Below are 16317 nucleotides of genomic sequence, written 5' to 3' on the forward strand. Positions count from 1 at the left end.
AGCGTCGTGACGGCGCTGGTTGCCGCCACGGTCATCCCGCCGGGTCAGACGATCGCCATGTCCACGAAACGGGACAGGTGGAGTTGCGCCGCCACGGTGACCGTGTCCGTCGGCCCGTTCCGATGCTTGGCGATGATGAAATCCGCTTCGCCAGCCCGGGGTGACTCCTTGTCGTAGTAGTCGTCCCGATGCAGAAGTATGACAACGTCGGCATCTTGCTCAATAGACCCAGACTCGCGCAAATCGGACAATTGAGGGCGCTTGTCGGTACGTTGTTCCGGGCCTCGGTTCAGCTGGCTGACCGCGATGACCGGGCACTCGACCTCCTTGGCCAGCAGCTTGAGCCCCCGGGACAGGTCCGCGACCTCCTGCTGCCGACTCTCGGTGCGCTTCGGCGAGGTCATCAGCTGCAGATAGTCGACCACGATCATCTTGAGGTCGTGACGCTGCTTCAACCGCCGCGCCTTGGCCCGGATCTCCATCAGGTTCATGCTCGGCGTGTCGTCGACGAAGAGCGGCGCCTCGCTGATCTCGCCCATGCAGCGGGCCAGCTTGGTCCAGTCGTCGTCGGAGAGCTGGCCGCTGCGCAGCACGTGCAGCGGCACGCGGGCCTCGGCCGAGAGCAGTCGCATGACGATCTCGACCTTGCTCATTTCCAGACTGAAGATCGCCGCGGCCTGGTTGGCCCGGATGGCCGCGTTGCGGGCGAAGTCCATCGACGCGGTGCTGTTGTGCGTCGGGATCATGGAGCGACCCGCCAGGTACAGGTGGTCGGAGTTGTCCACCGTCACGCAGCGAACCGGCACGCTCGGCACCGGCCGGACATCAACGATGTACCGGCTCCCGGTCCGGGAGTTGCTGTCGCTGCACCGACGCCCTCGGTGCGCCTCGCGCTTGCGCGGCAGCCTGAACACCTCGTCGGTTGTCGTGAAGTTGAGGTTGTAGGCCACAGACGACTCGGGGGTCCGGCCAGACACCAGCTTTCGGGCCACCGAGCAGCGGTACCCCAGGCTGACCACAAGTTCGTAGACACCCTCGGCCAACCTCGACGACGTCGTGGTGAACTGCACGTTGCCGCGCAGGGTGACGGTGCCATCGGTGTCGAGTAGCCCGGCAAGTAGCGTGCGCCGCTGCCGTTCGCTGGCCCGCAGGTACTGCTGGGGAATGTGCTTGTTGTTCAGCACGCCCGCCGCCCGGAGCGCCTTCATCAGCGAACTTGGTTGACCATGGCAAATCGGGCAGTCGGCGCGACCGACGCAGCCGCATCCGCGCCTGGGCCGGATCGTGTACAGCAGCGGCGAGGCCGTCGACTGCGTGGTATCGAAGCCCTCCTGCTCAACGAGGCGAAGGATCTCTGGATCGGCGGTGGTGATCCGGCTATCCGCGCTGTTCCCGTCTCCGAGCCACGCCCCCAGCGTGTACGGCGCGACCGGCAGGTCCTGGGCCGGCAGCGCCAGCGGCTGGGCGTTCTCGACCGCGTGGTTGGCCCGGCCATCGGTCGGGTGCCGCAGCGTCGCCGCGATGTGTTCCGTGGTGACGGCCCAGTCGTGGCTCACGGTCACCTCGGCATTCATCTTCCGGTTCACCCGGTCGGACAGCACGCCGAACAGCGCGTGCGCCGAGTAGGCGCAGATGGTGCGCCTCCACGGCTGGCCACGCCTGACGTACTCCCGCTGCACCGCCCCTGCCGTGCCCACCTGGCTGCCGACGACGTGTAGGACGTTGCGGAACTGCTCACCTGCGGACTCGACCGGCTCTGCAAAGGTGATGAGTCGGTCAGGGGCGGCCATGGCCACGCGGTGTGCGGCAGCAACGGCGAGCCGAGCATCCTCGCTCCACTGGTGCGAGGGGCGCATCTCGGTGCGCTGGCGGCGTGAGGCACGGGTGGTGGTCTTCCACAGGTGCTCGGCGTCGGCCACGATGACAGAGCCGTCCGAGAACTCGACCTCGTAGCAGGGGCGGCCGTGCATGACGTCGAAGGCGTTGGTGATGGTGGTCGGCTTCCCGTCCGCACCGAGCAGCCGGTCGCCGACCCCGACCTCGCCCATGGTGGTCCAGCCCTCGGGGGTGGGCAGGGGGGTGTCCAGGGCGAGCGCCTTGCCGAGACCGGGCCGGCCGGCCACGATGATCAGCTGGCCGGCGTGCAGGCCGTTGAGGAGGCGGTCCAGGTCGGAGAAGCCGGTGGGGACACCGGTCATCATCCCGCCCTGGGCGCCGACCGCCTCGATCTCGTCGAGGGTCGGCTGGAGCATGTCGGCGAGGATGGCGAAGTCCTCGCTGACCCGGCGCTCGGTGACGTCGTACACGGCCTGCTGGGCGAGGTCCACCACGTCGTCGACGTCCCGGCTGCCACCGGCGGCGGTGCCGTAGCCGAGCTGCACGATCCGGGTGCCGGCCTCGACCAGACGGCGCAGCACGGCGCGCTCGCTGACGATCCGGGCGTAGTAGCCGGCGTTCGCCGCGGTCGGCACGGCGGCCATGCAGGTGTGCAGGTACGGCGCGCCGCCGATGCGGCCCAGGTCACCGGAGTCGGCCAGCGCGGCGGCGACGGTGATCGCGTCGGCCGGCTCGCCCCGACCGTAGATGTCGAGGATGGCGTCGAAGATGGTGGTGTGCACCGGGCGGTAGAAGTCGTTGGGCTTGAGGATTTCCACCACGTCGGCGACGGCGTCCTTGGACAACAGCATGCCGCCGAGTACGCACTGCTCGGCGGCGATGTCCTGCGGCGGGGTCTTCTCGAACTGGCCGTCCCGGGGGGCCGGAGCGGGCCCCTGCCCGCCGACCCGCGGCTCCGTCCGCCTGTCGTCGGTGACCGACACGGGACCCCCCTCCGATGCGTCGATCGGCCCCGGCGGGACCGCCGGGGTGTGGACAAACTGCCGACCTACCGGCCCGCTCGATCGGGGGCCATCGCACGGCCGGTCGGGGGGTAACCATACGGAACCCGAGGTCAGCGACTCAACAACGCCGGTGGACGAGCCTCGGGACAACCTGTGGACAGCGCCCGGATGGTTGTGTGCAGCGTGTGCACAACCTGTGGACAACGGTTGGGGAATTCTCGGCCGCACGCTCTGGAGCTGCGGGTTCGTCGTCCCCACCCTGTGGACGAAGAATTTCTGGTCAGGTCGGGGGTCGAATCGTCCCGTACTATTTGCTGCAGACGGCTACACCTGGACAGCGGGTTGCACATTCGGTTGAGAAGGGGTCACGCTCCGGCCGTGAGCTACCGGGACTGGGGACGCGGGGAGGGCAGCCCGCCCGAGCGTCAGTCGATCGCCCCGTGGGCCGATACCGTCGAGCCGCTGCCGGTCGCACCGGACGCCGCCGAGCGGTACCGGACGCCGAGCCGCCGACGGGCCAGCGAGCGTGGGCAGCAGGAGCCGGTCGACACCTACCTGCCCCGGTGGGCGCTGGAGTCGGGCGTCGAGCGGGTCGACGGTGGTGGTCGGCATGCGGCCCCCGACGACGACGTACCCGCCAGGCCCCGGGCGGGTCGGCGGCGGGCGGCGGAGTCCACCGGCGGGCGCCGACGGGCCGACGAGGCCTCGTGGCGCGATGCGCCGACCTCCGGGACTACGCCGACCTCCGGGACGGCCCCCACCTCCGGGACGGCCCCCACCTCCGGGACGGCGTCGGACGCCGACCACACCCGGGAGTGGACCTTCGACCGCCCCCAGGAGCAGGGGTACGTCGGAAGCCGGCGGGCCGATGCCGACGAGGACGAGCCGGTGTCGGGCATCATCCCGCGCAGTCGCCCGCGTCGGTCGTCCGCGCGCCGGCCGCAGGTGGTGTGGAGCAACCTGGAGGAGCCTGCCCGGGGTGACGAGCCATCTGGTGCTACCGGCTCAGCCGGTGCGGCCGATCCGGTTGGTGCGGCCGATCCGGAGCCGCCGACCCGGCGGAGCCGTCGGGGCCGGTCGGCCACGGCAAGCTCCTGGGCCCCTTCCTCTGACGAGGACCCGGTCGAGTCGGCGCCGGAGCAGGCGGCACCGGGGCGTCGGGCGGACCGGACCCGGCAGGGCCGTCGGGCGGCGCGGCGCGACCGGGCGGACCGGGCCGGCGTGGTGGACCCGGCCGACCAGCCTCCCGTCGATCCGTGGGACGCCTCCGGCCTGGAGACCTGGCACCGGGCTATCGGGGCCGACGATCGCTGGGACGAGCCCGGGGGCGCCTTCGGCGGCCGGACCGACAGCACCGGTCAGTTTGACCGGCTCACCGACACCGGCCAGTGGAACGCGGGCGATGCCGGTCGTTGGGGCGTGGACGCACCGGGCCGGGTCGAGACGGGTCGGGACGGGTCGGGTCGGGACCGGGCGGGCCGGGACCGGGCGGGCCGGGACCGGGCGGGCCGGGACCGGGCGGGCCGGGACGGGACGGGACGGAGCGGTCCGGGGCGCTGGGACGATGGTGACACCGGCACCGGGGATCGCGGTGACGCTGGCCCCTGGGGCCGTGGTGACACCGACCGTTGGGACCGGTTGCCCGGTCCGGATCGGTGGTCGGACGTCGGCGGGATCGGGGTGTCGCCGACCAGTGACACCGGCCCGCCGGTCAGTGGCGGTTGGCAGGGCACCGGGCGCGACAGCGCCGCCGACGGTTGGGACCGCGCCGGGGGCAGCGTCTCCGGTGGTTGGTCAGGCGCGCACGGCGCCGCACGGGACGACACCGGCAGCTGGTCCGGCAGCGTCAGTGGGGCGGGTCCTGCCTCGTCCGGTGCGGGCTGGTCCTGGCCACCGGAGCAGACCACCGGGGAGTTCTGGCCCGGTACCCGGTTGGCCGGTGACGACCCACGGTGGATGGAGCCGCCCGCCTCGGCCCCGCAGTCCCCGGCGGCCGCCTACACCGTGCCCCGGTCTCGCAGCGCCAACCGGCGTCGGGCGGCCGAGGGGCCGCGTACGGTGTCGTCGGTCGGGCGGCGGGCCGCAGCGGTGGGGCAGCCGTCCTGGTCCCGGCGACTGGAAGATGATCTTCTCGATCCGGATCCGAGCGGACCGTTCCGGCCGTTGGTCTACACGGTCGCCTGTTACGTGGTGCCGGGGATCCTGGTCTTCCTGTGGTTGCTCACCCTCGACGGGCAGGCGCCGCCGGGTTGCGTCACGGACATCACCGGCGGTGGCTGCGACTCGGCCCGGTCCCAGGCGTTCGGCTCGCTGGTGGCTGGTACGCCGCGGTTCGGGTTGGCACTGGCCGGCAGTCTGGTCGTCGCCGAGCTGTTGCGACGGGTGGGCACGACCTGGCGGCCCGCGACGATAGCGTTGGCCTCGGCGGTGGTCGGCGGTGGCCTGTCCACGGTGCTGATCAGTGTGGTGACCGGTCAGCCCATCGGCTGACCGCTGGCCCCGATGTCCACGACCCCGGGTTCACTCAGGGACTCCGGGTGCACTCAGGGACTCCGGGTTCGCTCGGGTACTCCGGGCCGATCAGGACCGGAACACGAACCGGGCCCGCACCTGGTCGGTGCGGGCCCGGTCGTCGTACGGGTCGTTCAGCCCTGCTGGACGTTCAGGTCGAACTTGGCGGTCACCTCGGGGTGCAGTTTGATCCGCACCGGGTAGGAACCGGTCGACTTGATCTGGCCGGGCAGTTCCAGCCGACGCCGGTCGAGGGTCGGACCGCCGGCGGCCTTGACGGCGTCGACGATCTCGTTCGGGGTGACCGAGCCGAAGAGCCGGCCACCGTCACCGGCGCGGGCCTTCAGGCTGACCTTCAGACCTTCGAGCTGGTCCTTGACCTCGTTGGCGTGGCCGAGGTCGCGGATCTCCCGGGCCGAACGGGCCCGCTTGATGACCGTGACCTGCTTCTCCGCACCCTTGGTCCAGGTGATCGCGAAGCCCTGCGGCAGCAGGTAGTTACGGCCGTAGCCGTTCTTGACCTCGACGATGTCACCCGGGGCACCGAGGCCGGACACCTCCTGAGTCAGGATGATCTTCATTTCGGTGCCTCCTCTCAGCGTGCCGTGGCGGTGTACGGCAGGAGCGCCATCTCACGGGCGTTCTTGACCGCGCGGGCGATCTGCCGCTGCTGCTGCGACGTGACGCCGGTCACCCGCCGAGCGCGGATCTTGCCGCGATCGGAGATGAACTTGCGCAGCAGCGCGGTGTCCTTGTAATCGATGTAGGTGATCCCGTCCTTGTCGAGCGGGTTCACCTTCTTCTTCGGCTTGCGAAGTGCCGCAGCCTTGGCCATTGACCTTGCTCCTGGTTTGCGATCGCGGGCGCTCGGCGCCATTAGAACGGAGGCTCCTCGTCGAAGTTGACGCCCGAACCAGCGCGCGAAGGAGTCGGCGCGGCCGAAGCCCACGGGTCGTCGAAGTTGCCTCCGCCGCCCTGGCCACCACCGCCACCGGAACCCGAACCCGAGCCGAAGCCGCCGCCACCGCCGCCGGAGCGGGACATCTTCTGCACCTTCGCCGTGGCGTAGCGCAGCGACGGGCCGATCTCGTCGACCTCCAGCTCGATGACGGTGCGCTTCTCACCCTCGCGGGTCTCGTACGACCGCTGACGCAGTCGACCCGAGACGATCACGCGGGCGCCCCGCTGGAGCGACTCGGCGACGTGCTCCGCCGCCTGCCGCCACACGGTGCAGGCCAGGAAGAGCGGCTCGCCGTCCTTCCATTCGCCAGAGGCCTTGTCCATGAACCGGGGCGTCGAAGCGACCCGGAACTTGGCGACCGCCGCACCGGACGGGGTGAACCGCAACTCGGGGTCATCGGTCAGATTGCCGATGACCGTGATGGTGGTGTCTCCTGCCATGACCATCTCCTCGCGCACTCAATCTGCTCGCGGTACAGGCTCTCAGAGCCGTACGACAGAGCCGATGAGGTTGATCCGGACGAACGGGGGTTGAATGCTTAGCGCATCTCCGGCCGGATGACCTTGGTGCGCAGCACGGACTCGTTGAGCCGCAGCTGACGGTCCAGCTCGGCCACCGCCTCAGGCGTCGCCTGCAGGTCGATGACGGCGTAGATGCCTTCGGCCTTCTTGTTGATCTCGTACGCGAGGCGCCGGCGGCCCCACACGTCCGTCTTCTCCACCGAGCCACCCGCGGTCCGGATCACGTTCAGGTACGTGTCGAGCGACGGGGCGACGGTGCGCTCCTCGAGGCTGGAGTCGAGGATCACCATTACTTCGTAATGACGCAAGACGTGCTCACCTCCTGTGGGCTAAGCGGCCACGGTCCTTCCGTGGCAGGAGGTCGTGCGTCGTGGCCCGCCCGTACCGGGGGAACCCGGCCGGACACGGACAACCGGACCAGGATACCCGGCCCGGACGATCTTCTCCGAGGTGGTCGGCGAGGTGGTCGGAGGAGGAGTGCCGACAGGGGTCCGCCCCGGCACGCGTGTGCGGGCGAACCCCTGTCGAGGTGACCGCGGGGCGTCCCGTCCGCATTCCTTGGGTGGGACCTGGGGAGGAACGACCACACCGATGAGGTTGGACCGAAGACGCCCCGCGGAGCTTTATTGTGTTGTTATCCCACCGTACAACGCCTCTGATGGCTTCTAGTGGTAAATGCGGTAATTTTCCGATCTGATGCAGAGCTGCCGGTACCCGGCCGGACGACGGACCGACCGGCCGCCGTACCCAGCGGTTGGGCATCGATCCCCATCCAGGGCAACGAGGCCCCGCCCGGCGGGTGACGCGCCGTCGGTCGTGGACGGCCCGCCGCTGTCGGTCGGTGTCGGGGTGGCGACGTAGGCTCGCCTGCATGCGTATCGGAGCCCATGTCGATTCGGTCGACCCGCTGGCCGAGGCGGCGGCCCGCGCCGCGGAGGCGGTGCAGTTCTTCCTCGCCGACCCGCAGGGATGGAAGGCGCCGCAACCCCGGCCGGACGCCGACCGGCTGCGGTCCGCCGACGTGGACCGCTACGTCCACGCGCCGTACGTCATCAACGTCGCCACCCGCAACAACCGGATCCGGATCCCCAGTCGCAAGCTGCTCCTGGCGCACGCGAACGCGGCCGCCGCCATCGGCGCCAAGGGGCTGATCGTGCACGGCGGGCACGTCAACGCCGGTGACGACCTCGCGGTCGGCTTCGACAACTGGCGTAAGACCTTCGCGTACGCGGCGGACTCCGGTGGCTTCCAGCTGCCGGTCCTGATCGAGAACACCGCCGGTGGGGACAACGCCTGCGCCCGACGGCTGGACGCGCTGGCCCGGCTCTGGGACGTCGTCGGCGAGTACGAGGTCGGCTTCTGTCTGGACACCTGCCACGCGCACGCCGGCGGCGAGGAGCTGCTCGGCCTGGTCGACCGGATCAAGGCGATCACCGGGCGGATCGACCTGGTGCACGCGAACAACTCCAGGGACGCGTTCGACTCGGGCCGCGACCGCCACGACAACCTCGACGGCGGCACGATCGACCCCGAGCTGGTGGTCGCCCTGGTCCGGGCGGCCGACGCACCGGTCATCGTGGAGACGCCCGGCGGCGTCGAGGGCCAGCGCGCGGACATCACCTTCCTGAGAGATCAACTGGGTACGGGAGCCTCGGCGGCATGACCACGGAGCAGTCCGACGCGACCGACGGCGGCCGGTCCACCGCAGACACCACGGGCGAGTCCGAGCAACCGGCCACGACCCGGCCGAAAACGCCGGACGAGGGTACGTCGACCGCCGACAAGCCGGCGGTGCCGGCAACCCAGCAGCCGGTGGAAGCAACGGCGGTAGACCAGCCGGTGGAGCCGGCGGCGGCACAGCAGCCGGTGGAGCCGGCGGCGGCACAGCAGCCGGTGGAGCCGGCGGCGGCACAGCAGCCGGCGGAAACGGCGGCACAGGAGCCGGTCAAGCCCTCTGCGGCACAGAGCAGCACCGCGGAGGCCGACGCCAGCGCCGGCAAGGGCGACAGCGCGGCAACCGACGCCAGCGCCGCGAAGAGCGAGAACACGAAGAAGAACGACCCCGCCGAGGCGGACGGCAGTGCCGAGCCGGGCCGTACCGACGTGAAGGGCACGCACGGGAAGCCGGTGCGCGCCTGGTGGCGGCGATGGCGCGGTGGCCCGAAACGGCCCGGCACCGCGAGCGGACCGCCGGCCGGCGGCGGGCAACAGGCCGGCGGAGCGGTGCGGGTCGACGGCGCGGAGACGGCGAAGCCGGACCCCTGGGAGGCGTTCTCCCCGGCCGGTGAGCCGGTGCCCACCCGGTTGGGTCGGGCCACCCGTGCGGTCGGCCGGTTCCTGGTGCACGAGTGGACGCTGGCCGTGGTCGGGGCACTGGTGCTCGCCGTGGCGTTGACCTGGCCGGCGTTGCGCTACCCGCTGCACACGCTGCCGCAGGACATCTGGGATCCCAGCCTGCAGGCCTGGCAGATGGCCTGGTCCGGGCACATCCTGCTGACCAACCCGGGGCAGCTGTGGCAGGCCAACGCCTTCTACCCCGAGTCGTGGAGTTTCGCCTTCTCCGACACCCTGCTCGGCTACGCCCCGGCCGGCATGATCGGCACCGGCCCGGAGGCGGCCGTCCTCCGCTACAACATCATCTTCGTGTTGGCCCACGCGTTGGCCACGATCGGGGCGTACGCGCTGGCCCGGCAGCTCGGCGCGGGCCGGATCGGCGCGGCGGTGGCCGGCGTCAGCTACGCCTACGCGCCCTGGCTGCTGGCCCAGGCCGGCCACCTGCACGTGCTCTCCAACGGTGGCATCCCGTTGGCTCTGGCCATGCTGGCCCGGGGGCACGGCTGGTCGCTGCGGTACGGCTACCGGCCACGACAGCGGCACGAGGGCTGGGCGTACGCGGGTTGGCTGGTCGCCGCCTGGCAGCTCAGTCTCGGCTTCGGCATCGGGCTGCCGTTCGCGTACTTCCTCGGTGGCGCGGTGCTGGTCGCAACCGTCACCTGGTTCCTGCGGCGCTACCTGGTCCGGCCGGTGAAGCGCCCGTTCGGGGCCCGGCTGCTGGTGGCCGACCTGGTCGGCGGGGCGCTCTTCGCCGCCGTCGGTGTGCTGCTGGCCATCCCGTACTTCAAGGTGGCCGAGCTGCACCCGAACGCCGCCCGGACGCTCGGTGACATCGGGGTCTACTCGCCACCGCTGTCGGGCTTCTTCACCGCGCCCGGTGAGTCCCGGGTCTGGGGTGGCCTGCACGAGGGTGCGCGAGCCGCGCTGCCCTGGCCGCCGGAGATGACCCTGCTGCCCGGCTTCGTGCTGTACGCGCTGGCCGCCGGTGGGCTCTTCTTCTCGGTGTGGCGGTTGCGGCACCGGCTGCTGCTGCTCGCCGGGGTGCTGGTCAGCATGGTCCTGTCGATGGGCACCGAGTTCTTCGGTGGCACCTGGACGTACGGGCCCCTCTTCGAGTACCTGCCCGGCTGGAACGGGATCCGGACCCCGGGCCGGCTGATGCTCTGGGCGACGCTGCTGCTCGGCCTGCTCGCCGCCGGCGCGGTGACCGCCTTCTGCATCCGGGTACGGGAACTCGCCGCCCAACGGATCCCGTCCTGGCCGGGGCCCTGGCTGCGGCTGGCGACCCTGCTGCCGCTGCTGCTGGTGATCGCGGAGGGTCTGAACGCCACCCCGCACCCGGTGGCGCCGCCCCAGCCGGCGGCGATGCGCAGCGTGGAGGGCCCGCTGCTGGTGCTGCCGAGCAGCCAGAACCACGACCAGCCGGTGATGCTCTGGACGACCACCCGGTTCCAGGACGTGGTCAACGGCGGCAGCGGCTTCACGCCGGCACAGTTGGAGGACGTCCGCCGGGTCACGTTGAGCTTCCCGGACCAGACCAGCGTCGACTACCTGCGCACCCTCAGCGTGGCCAACGTGGTGGTGGTCCGCGACCAGCTCGCCGGCACCCCGTGGGAGGTGACCGTCGACAACCCGGTCGAGCAGCTCGGCATCACCCGCGACGACCGGGGCGACGTGGTGATCTTCCGGCTGTGACGGCGGGTGCCACGGCTCAGGCCGGTACCGGCTCCTTCGGCGCTTCCACGGCGGCCGAGCGGCGTCGCCACCGGTCCACCCAGGGCGCGTCCTCGGCACCGTCGAGCACCCCGCCGTCGGGATCGTCCGGGTAGGTCGCCCGGACCGCGTCCCGCTCCGGGTGCAGCACCTCCCGGACGATCAGCACGCAGAGCAGCAGGACGGTGCCCCAGCGCAGTGCCGCGGCGAGCACGAACACCCCTTCGGGGAAGACCGGCGTACCGGTGGCCGAGCCGAGCAGCTCGCCGTAGAAGGCGACGAAGTAGCCGACCTCGGCCAGTTGCCAGGCCAGGAAGGCACCCCACTTGGGGCGGGCCAGCACCAGCAGCGGCAGCAGCCAGAGCACGAACTGCTGCGACCAGACCTTGCTGGTCAGCAGGAAGGCGGCGACGACGAGGAAGGCGAGCGGGGCCAGCCGGGGACGCACGGGTGCCCGGACCGCCAGCACGGCCACCCCGAGGCAGGCCAGCCCGAAGAGGGCGTACGACAGGTAGTTGAGGGTGTGCACGTTGGCGCTGAGCCAGTCGAACGGCCCCTGGGACCCCGGGTCGCCCAGGTTGATCCGGCCGTCGAGGTAGCGGCCGATGTACCAGAGGGTGCCCCAGTCGATCGGCCGGGTGCTGTTCAGCTCGAAGAACCGGTTCCAGCCCTCCGGGTAGAGCAACGCCACCGGCAGGTTCACCGCGACCAGGGCGGCCAGTCCGGTGCCGAGCGCGGTCAGCGCGGCCCGGACCCGACCGGAGCGCAACCCGAGCACCAGGATCGGGCCGAGGATGAAGATCGGCCACATCTTGGCCGCACCGGCCAGACCGAGCAGCAGACCGGCGGTCGCCGGCCGGCGACGGGCCCAGGCGAACAGCCCGAAGGCAGCCACCCCGATGGCGAGCAGGTCCCAGTTGACGGTGGCGGTCAGCAGCAGTGCCGGGGCCAGTGCGAAGAGGGCGGCGTCCCAGGGTCGTCGGCGGCGCAGGGCGAGGATCACCGCCACCGTGGCCACCGCGAGCACGCTCAGCACCAGGGCGTTCGCGTTGTACGCCCACTGCCCCTGGTTGATTTCCGGATTGTCCTTGCCGAGGTGATACACGGGCAGCCCGAGCACCCCCATGAAGGCCCCGGTGAGCACCGGATACTCGACCGGGTGGTCCCGGTAGGGCACCTTGCCCTCGTTGAGCCCCTCGGCGTAGTAGAGCGCCAGCACGTCGCTGTAGCAGAACCGGGTGTACTGCACGTTGTTCTGCCAGGCCCCGGAGTGGCAGGGCGACTTCTGCACCCAGTGCAGGGCGAGCGTCAGGCAGACCAGGGCCAGCACGATCCGGGTGGCGGTCCAGAACCGGCGCTCGGCGGTGGCCGGACGGTCCAGTGAGGTCGCGTGATCACCCAGCGGACCGCCGATCAGCTCCGAGGTGCCCCGGACGAAACCGTCCGAGCGGGACGGGTGGTCGGTCCGTGTGGACCCGGCGTCGGTGTCGGCGGTGGGCTCGGTGCTCATGTCCAGTCATCCTGCCGTATCGACATCCGCGACAGAAGCTCCTCGGGCCGAACGACAGCGACCGGGGCGATTCATGCACCCGACGACCACCAGTCCACCTTCCGCTTGACGGAGCACAGCCCCCACCGCTTCGAGACCGGGCGGCCGGGGGACGCCGCCCACCCGACACCCGACCGGCCGCCGGACGTCTAGGGCCAATCATTGCCTGGCGTGCCGACAGGGCCAGTCACACAAGGGGAATTGCCTATCATCTTCGGCATGATGTGCGAGAGAGCTACCAGGGAATGAGCCGGATCAACTGGTTGAAGCCTACCTGGGTAGCGCTGTGGGGAGCCGGCGTCGTCGTACTCCTGTTGATGCTGCCGATCTGGATCTTCGGTGCCGGTAGTCACGAGAAGAAGAGCTGCGGAAACGCCCTTTCGACGGATCTTACGCCGTGGCGGAATGTTCCGGACGGAGACTACTGGGACAGGGCCTATCGATCCTGCAACAGTCAGCGAATCGATCGGATCGCCTGGGCTACCGGAGTAATGTCTGTGACATTCTTCGCCGTTACGGCATTGGGTGCCCGCCACCGGCAGCCGACAACTGGAGCCGGAGGTAGTCAGGGCTCCGGCAACGTCGTCGGATGACAACCGCCTGAGCAGGGCCGAAACGCCGTCGGCGGCCGGACGATGCAGTCCGGCCGCCGACGGCGATCGATTGTTGGGTCCCGGGGTCAGCCCGGGACCCGGTGCTCAGTCTTCGTCTTCGGTCTGGTTACCGGGTCCTGGATTGAACCCGCCGCCCGGCCCACCCGGGCCGTTGTTGCCACCACCCCCGAAGCCCGGACACAACGGATCGGTCTGCGGGTCGCAGCCCGGACCACCGTTGTTGCCACCCGGGCCGCCGTTGTTGCCACCAGGACCGGTCGGTGGGGCCTCCGGCTCCGGCGCCGGGGGCGGAGGCGGAGGGGGCGCCTCGCCGTTGCCGGCCTCCTGGTCGCCCATCCCGGTGATGTCCGGCAGCGACTCCTTGTCCTGGCCCTTCAGTGCCTCGTCCATGTACTTCTTCCACAGCATCGACGGGATCGTGCCACCGCCGATGTTGTTGCCGTCCTTGTCGAGGATCTTCGGCTTCTCCGGGTCCCGGCTGCCGATCCAGACCGCCGTGGCCAACTGCGGGGTGTAGCCGACCATCCAGGCGTGCGCGTTCTCCGCCGAGCCGGCGTGTTCCCAGGTGCCGGTCTTGCCGGCGGCCTGCCGACCGTCGTCCAGCTTGCCGTTCTGGCTCTTGGCGGTGATCTCCTTGAGCACTGCGGTCACCTCGTCGGCGACGTCCTTGCGGACCCGCTGCTCCGGGTCGAGCTTCTCCCCGGTGCCGGCGACCTTCTCCATCTTGCCGGTGTCCTTGTTCTGCCGCTCCACCGACAGGACGAAGTGCGCCTTGTTGTACTTGCCGCCGTTGGCCAGGGTGGCCAGACCGTTGGCGTGGTCGAGCACCGTGACCGGGTACTGCCCGTACCCGACGACCCGGTCGAACTTGCTCGGGGCGAGGTCCTCGGGCTTGTTCTTCATCAGGTCGTACGGCTTGGGCGGGTCGGTGGTCCACATGGTGCTGACGCCGGACTGCCGGGCCAGGTTGACCACCTTGGCCGGACCGATCTTCTCGGTCAGGTGGAAGAACGGCACGTTGTACGACTGGACGGTGGAGACCTCCAGGGTGCAGTTCTTGCCACAGATGCCGGCCCCCCGGTTGGCGTTCTGCACCTCGTTCTTGAAGCCCTCCGGCTTGAACGGGGTGGCGTCCCAGCGGGACTTGACCGAGATGCCGGCGTCGATCGCCGCCGCCAGGGTGTAGACCTTGAACGACGAGCCCGGCGGATGACCACCGACCAGGTCGCCGTTCTGGTTGGTGTTCTTGCCGGCGTAGTCGAAGTCCGCCCCGCTGTCACCACCGTAGTAGGCGAGCACCCGGCCGTTGCGCGGGTCGATCGAGACCACCGCCGCCATCAGGTTCTTCGGCTGGCCGGCGAGGACCGAGCCCTTGCGGCCCGGCTGGGCGGCCTTCTCCAGGGCGTTCTGCATCTTGGCGTTGATGGTGGTCCGGATCCGGTACCCGCCGCCGCGCAACTCGTCGACGCAGTTCGGCTTGTTCTCGGCGCCGGAGTTGCTGCACACCCCCCACTGCTCCAGCTCCGCCCGGACGTAGTTGACCACGTTGCCCTTGGGCGTGTTGACGCCGAAGCCGTTGCCGTCCTTGGCCTGCTTGGCCACCTTCGGGTACTCGGTGGGGCGTTCCGGCTTGCCGGGGGCGCCGATCCAGCCCTCGGCCTGCATGCCGTCCAGGACGTAGGTCCACCGGCCCTGCGCGTCGGGCAGGTTGACCGCCGGGTCGTACCCCTTGTGGGTGGCGGTGGCCTGCGGCTGCTTGATCATCGCGGCGAGGACCGCGCCCTCGGCGACGGTCAGGTCCTTGGCCCGCTTGTTGAAGAAGGTGCCGGCCGCGGCCTCGATGCCGTACGCGCCGCGCCCGAAGTAGATCACGTTGAGGTAGTGCTGCATGATCTCGGGCTTGTCCATCTGGTCGTTGAGCTTGGAGGCGAGGATCGCCTCCTTGACCTTCCGGGCGTACGTGTCGTCCTTGAGGCTCTCGAACGCGTTGCGGGCGTACTGCTGGGTGATCGTCGAGGCACCCTGCCGGTCGCCGTTGGAGAGGTTGTTCCAGGCGGCCCGGGCGATGCCCTTGTAGTCGACGCCGGAGTGCCGGTAGAAGTTCCGGTCCTCGGCGGCGGCCACCGCGTGCTGGACGTGCTCCGGGATGTCCTTGATGGTGACGATCGTGCGGTTCTCGTTGCCGAGCTTGGCCACGACCGTCTTGTTGTCGCTGGCGTAGACGGTGGTGCTCAGCGGCAGCGGCACCTCGTCGGGCAGCACCACGGTGGTCGAGTAGTAGGTGAAACCGACCACGCCGAGCCCGGCCAGCATGACGAAGACCGCGAAGCTGGCGATCAGCATGTTGATCCGTTTGCGCTTCTTGGCCCGCTTCACCGCGTCCGGGTCGCCGCTGCGACCCCGGCGACCGGGACCACCCGGCCCCCCTGGGCCACCGGGACCACCGGGTCCGCCGGAGACCGGGGAGACGGCCGCGCGGGCCACCGAGGCCCGGCCGGCCGAGCCGACGGCCGCCCCGCCCACCGCCGCCGCACCGACGCTGGCCCGGCCGGAGCCGGCACCGACGCTGGCCCGACCGGGCGCGGCGGTACCCACACTCGCACGACCGGCCGATCCGGAGCCGGGGGCCGGGGAGACCGGCACCGAGGCCCGACCGGAGCGGCCAGGGGTCGCACCGCCCGGGTACCCGCCGCCTGCCGGGGAGACCGGCACCGAGGCCCGGCCCGGCCCGGCCCGGCCGACCGACGCGCTGCCCGTACCCCTGGACGCCGGCGGCTGGGCCGCCCCGTAGGAACCGGACTGGGCACCGCCGTAGGAGCCGGGCGGCGACGCCGCGCCGCGGGCACCGGGCGGCTGGGCCGCCCCGTAGGAACTCTGTGGCCCCTGGGCCGGCGGTGAGGCCGCCCCCCGGACCGGTGCGGAGCCGCCGACCGAGGCCCGGCCGCTGGAGGCGGCCCCCCGAGGGGTGGCCGAGGCCGAGGCCCGGCCGGTCGGAGCCGCGTCGTCCTGCGCAGGTGACCAACCGGTCCCCGGCGGCCGGTACGCGTCATCCGCACCCGGGATCTGCGCCCGCCCATGCGGGGAACTGGGATCGCCGTACGAGTTCATTCCTCACACCCTGCCGGTCGCGGTGGGGCGCGGGTACGCCGCCACCGGTTTGCCGTGAGTTGAAACACCCGTCAGCACGTCCGACTCGGGTCGGTACGACCGGGTTGTTTCGCTACTAACCGGATCAATTACGCACAAGAGCTGCCAGCCGTCCCGCTCGTACACG

At 70.8% G+C, this 16317-nt stretch carries 10 protein-coding genes; 3 read left to right on the forward strand and 7 right to left on the reverse strand.

Going from position 1 to position 16317, the window contains the following annotated elements; all coding sequences use genetic code 11:
• Positions 1-44: 44 nt before the first annotated feature.
• The gene (gene dnaB, locus ACN28G_RS25930; protein ID WP_421480538.1) at positions 45-2819 is read right to left on the reverse strand and encodes a replicative DNA helicase; all 2775 of its coding nucleotides are present in this window, start codon (positions 2817-2819) and stop codon (positions 45-47) included.
• 399 nt (positions 2820-3218) lie between these two features.
• Between dnaB and ACN28G_RS25935 the strand changes: the two genes are divergently transcribed.
• Positions 3219-5330, forward strand: coding sequence for a hypothetical protein (locus tag ACN28G_RS25935; protein ID WP_421480539.1), 2112 nt, complete (start codon positions 3219-3221; stop codon positions 5328-5330).
• Between the two features lie 155 nt (positions 5331-5485).
• Here the strand turns inward: ACN28G_RS25935 and rplI are convergent, their stop codons facing one another.
• The 4 genes from rplI to rpsF form a co-directional block, all read right to left on the reverse strand.
• Positions 5486-5932 carry a 50S ribosomal protein L9 gene (gene rplI, locus ACN28G_RS25940; protein ID WP_091432390.1) on the reverse strand — a complete coding sequence of 149 codons (447 nt, stop codon included), beginning with the start codon at positions 5930-5932 and terminating at the stop codon, positions 5486-5488.
• A 14-nt stretch (positions 5933-5946) separates the two neighbouring features.
• Complete coding sequence (gene rpsR, locus ACN28G_RS25945) at positions 5947-6186, reverse strand: 30S ribosomal protein S18 (RefSeq protein ID WP_007073789.1); 240 nt, start codon at positions 6184-6186, stop codon at positions 5947-5949.
• A gap of 41 nt (positions 6187-6227) precedes the next feature.
• On the reverse strand, positions 6228-6770 hold the full coding sequence (locus tag ACN28G_RS25950) for a single-stranded DNA-binding protein (RefSeq protein ID WP_421480540.1): 543 nt from the start codon (positions 6768-6770) through the stop codon (positions 6228-6230).
• 80 nt (positions 6771-6850) lie between these two features.
• Positions 6851-7141, reverse strand: a complete 291-nt coding sequence (gene rpsF / locus ACN28G_RS25955; RefSeq protein ID WP_067301247.1) for a 30S ribosomal protein S6 — start codon at positions 7139-7141, stop codon at positions 6851-6853.
• A gap of 563 nt (positions 7142-7704) precedes the next feature.
• On the opposite strand from rpsF, the gene ACN28G_RS25960 reads away from it, so the two are divergent.
• Both ACN28G_RS25960 and ACN28G_RS25965 read left to right on the forward strand, forming a co-directional pair.
• Positions 7705-8496 carry a deoxyribonuclease IV gene (locus tag ACN28G_RS25960; protein ID WP_091432393.1) on the forward strand — a complete coding sequence of 264 codons (792 nt, stop codon included), beginning with the start codon at positions 7705-7707 and terminating at the stop codon, positions 8494-8496.
• A complete protein-coding gene (locus ACN28G_RS25965) occupies positions 8493-10862 on the forward strand; it encodes a hypothetical protein (RefSeq protein ID WP_421480541.1) in 2370 nt (789 codons plus the stop codon). The genes ACN28G_RS25960 and ACN28G_RS25965 overlap by 4 nt, the downstream gene beginning before the upstream one ends.
• A 16-nt stretch (positions 10863-10878) precedes the next feature.
• Here ACN28G_RS25965 and ACN28G_RS25970 read toward each other — a convergent pair whose 3' ends face one another.
• Complete coding sequence (locus ACN28G_RS25970; RefSeq protein ID WP_421480542.1) at positions 10879-12390, reverse strand: glycosyltransferase family 87 protein; 1512 nt, start codon at positions 12388-12390, stop codon at positions 10879-10881.
• A gap of 737 nt (positions 12391-13127) precedes the next feature.
• Entirely contained in the window at positions 13128-16151 is a 3024-nt protein-coding gene (locus ACN28G_RS25975; protein WP_421480543.1) for a transglycosylase domain-containing protein, read from the reverse strand.
• Positions 16152-16317 lie beyond the last annotated feature (166 nt).

This window comes from Micromonospora sp. WMMA1923, assembly GCF_049179195.1.
Lineage (GTDB): Bacteria > Actinomycetota > Actinomycetes > Mycobacteriales > Micromonosporaceae > Micromonospora > Micromonospora yangpuensis.

Excerpts from the sequence above, each read along its gene's own strand:
- rplI (WP_091432390.1), bottom strand. The coding sequence starts at position 5,932 with ATGAAGATCATCCTGACTCAGGAGGTGTCCGGCCTCGGTGCCCCGGGT.
- rpsR (WP_007073789.1), bottom strand. The coding sequence starts at position 6,186 with ATGGCCAAGGCTGCGGCACTTCGCAAGCCGAAGAAGAAGGTGAACCCG.
- ACN28G_RS25960 (WP_091432393.1), top strand. The coding sequence starts at position 7,705 with ATGCGTATCGGAGCCCATGTCGATTCGGTCGACCCGCTGGCCGAGGCG.
- ACN28G_RS25965 (WP_421480541.1), top strand. The coding sequence starts at position 8,493 with ATGACCACGGAGCAGTCCGACGCGACCGACGGCGGCCGGTCCACCGCA.
- ACN28G_RS25970 (WP_421480542.1), bottom strand. The coding sequence starts at position 12,390 with ATGAGCACCGAGCCCACCGCCGACACCGACGCCGGGTCCACACGGACC.
- ACN28G_RS25975 (WP_421480543.1), bottom strand. The coding sequence starts at position 16,151 with ATGAACTCGTACGGCGATCCCAGTTCCCCGCATGGGCGGGCGCAGATC.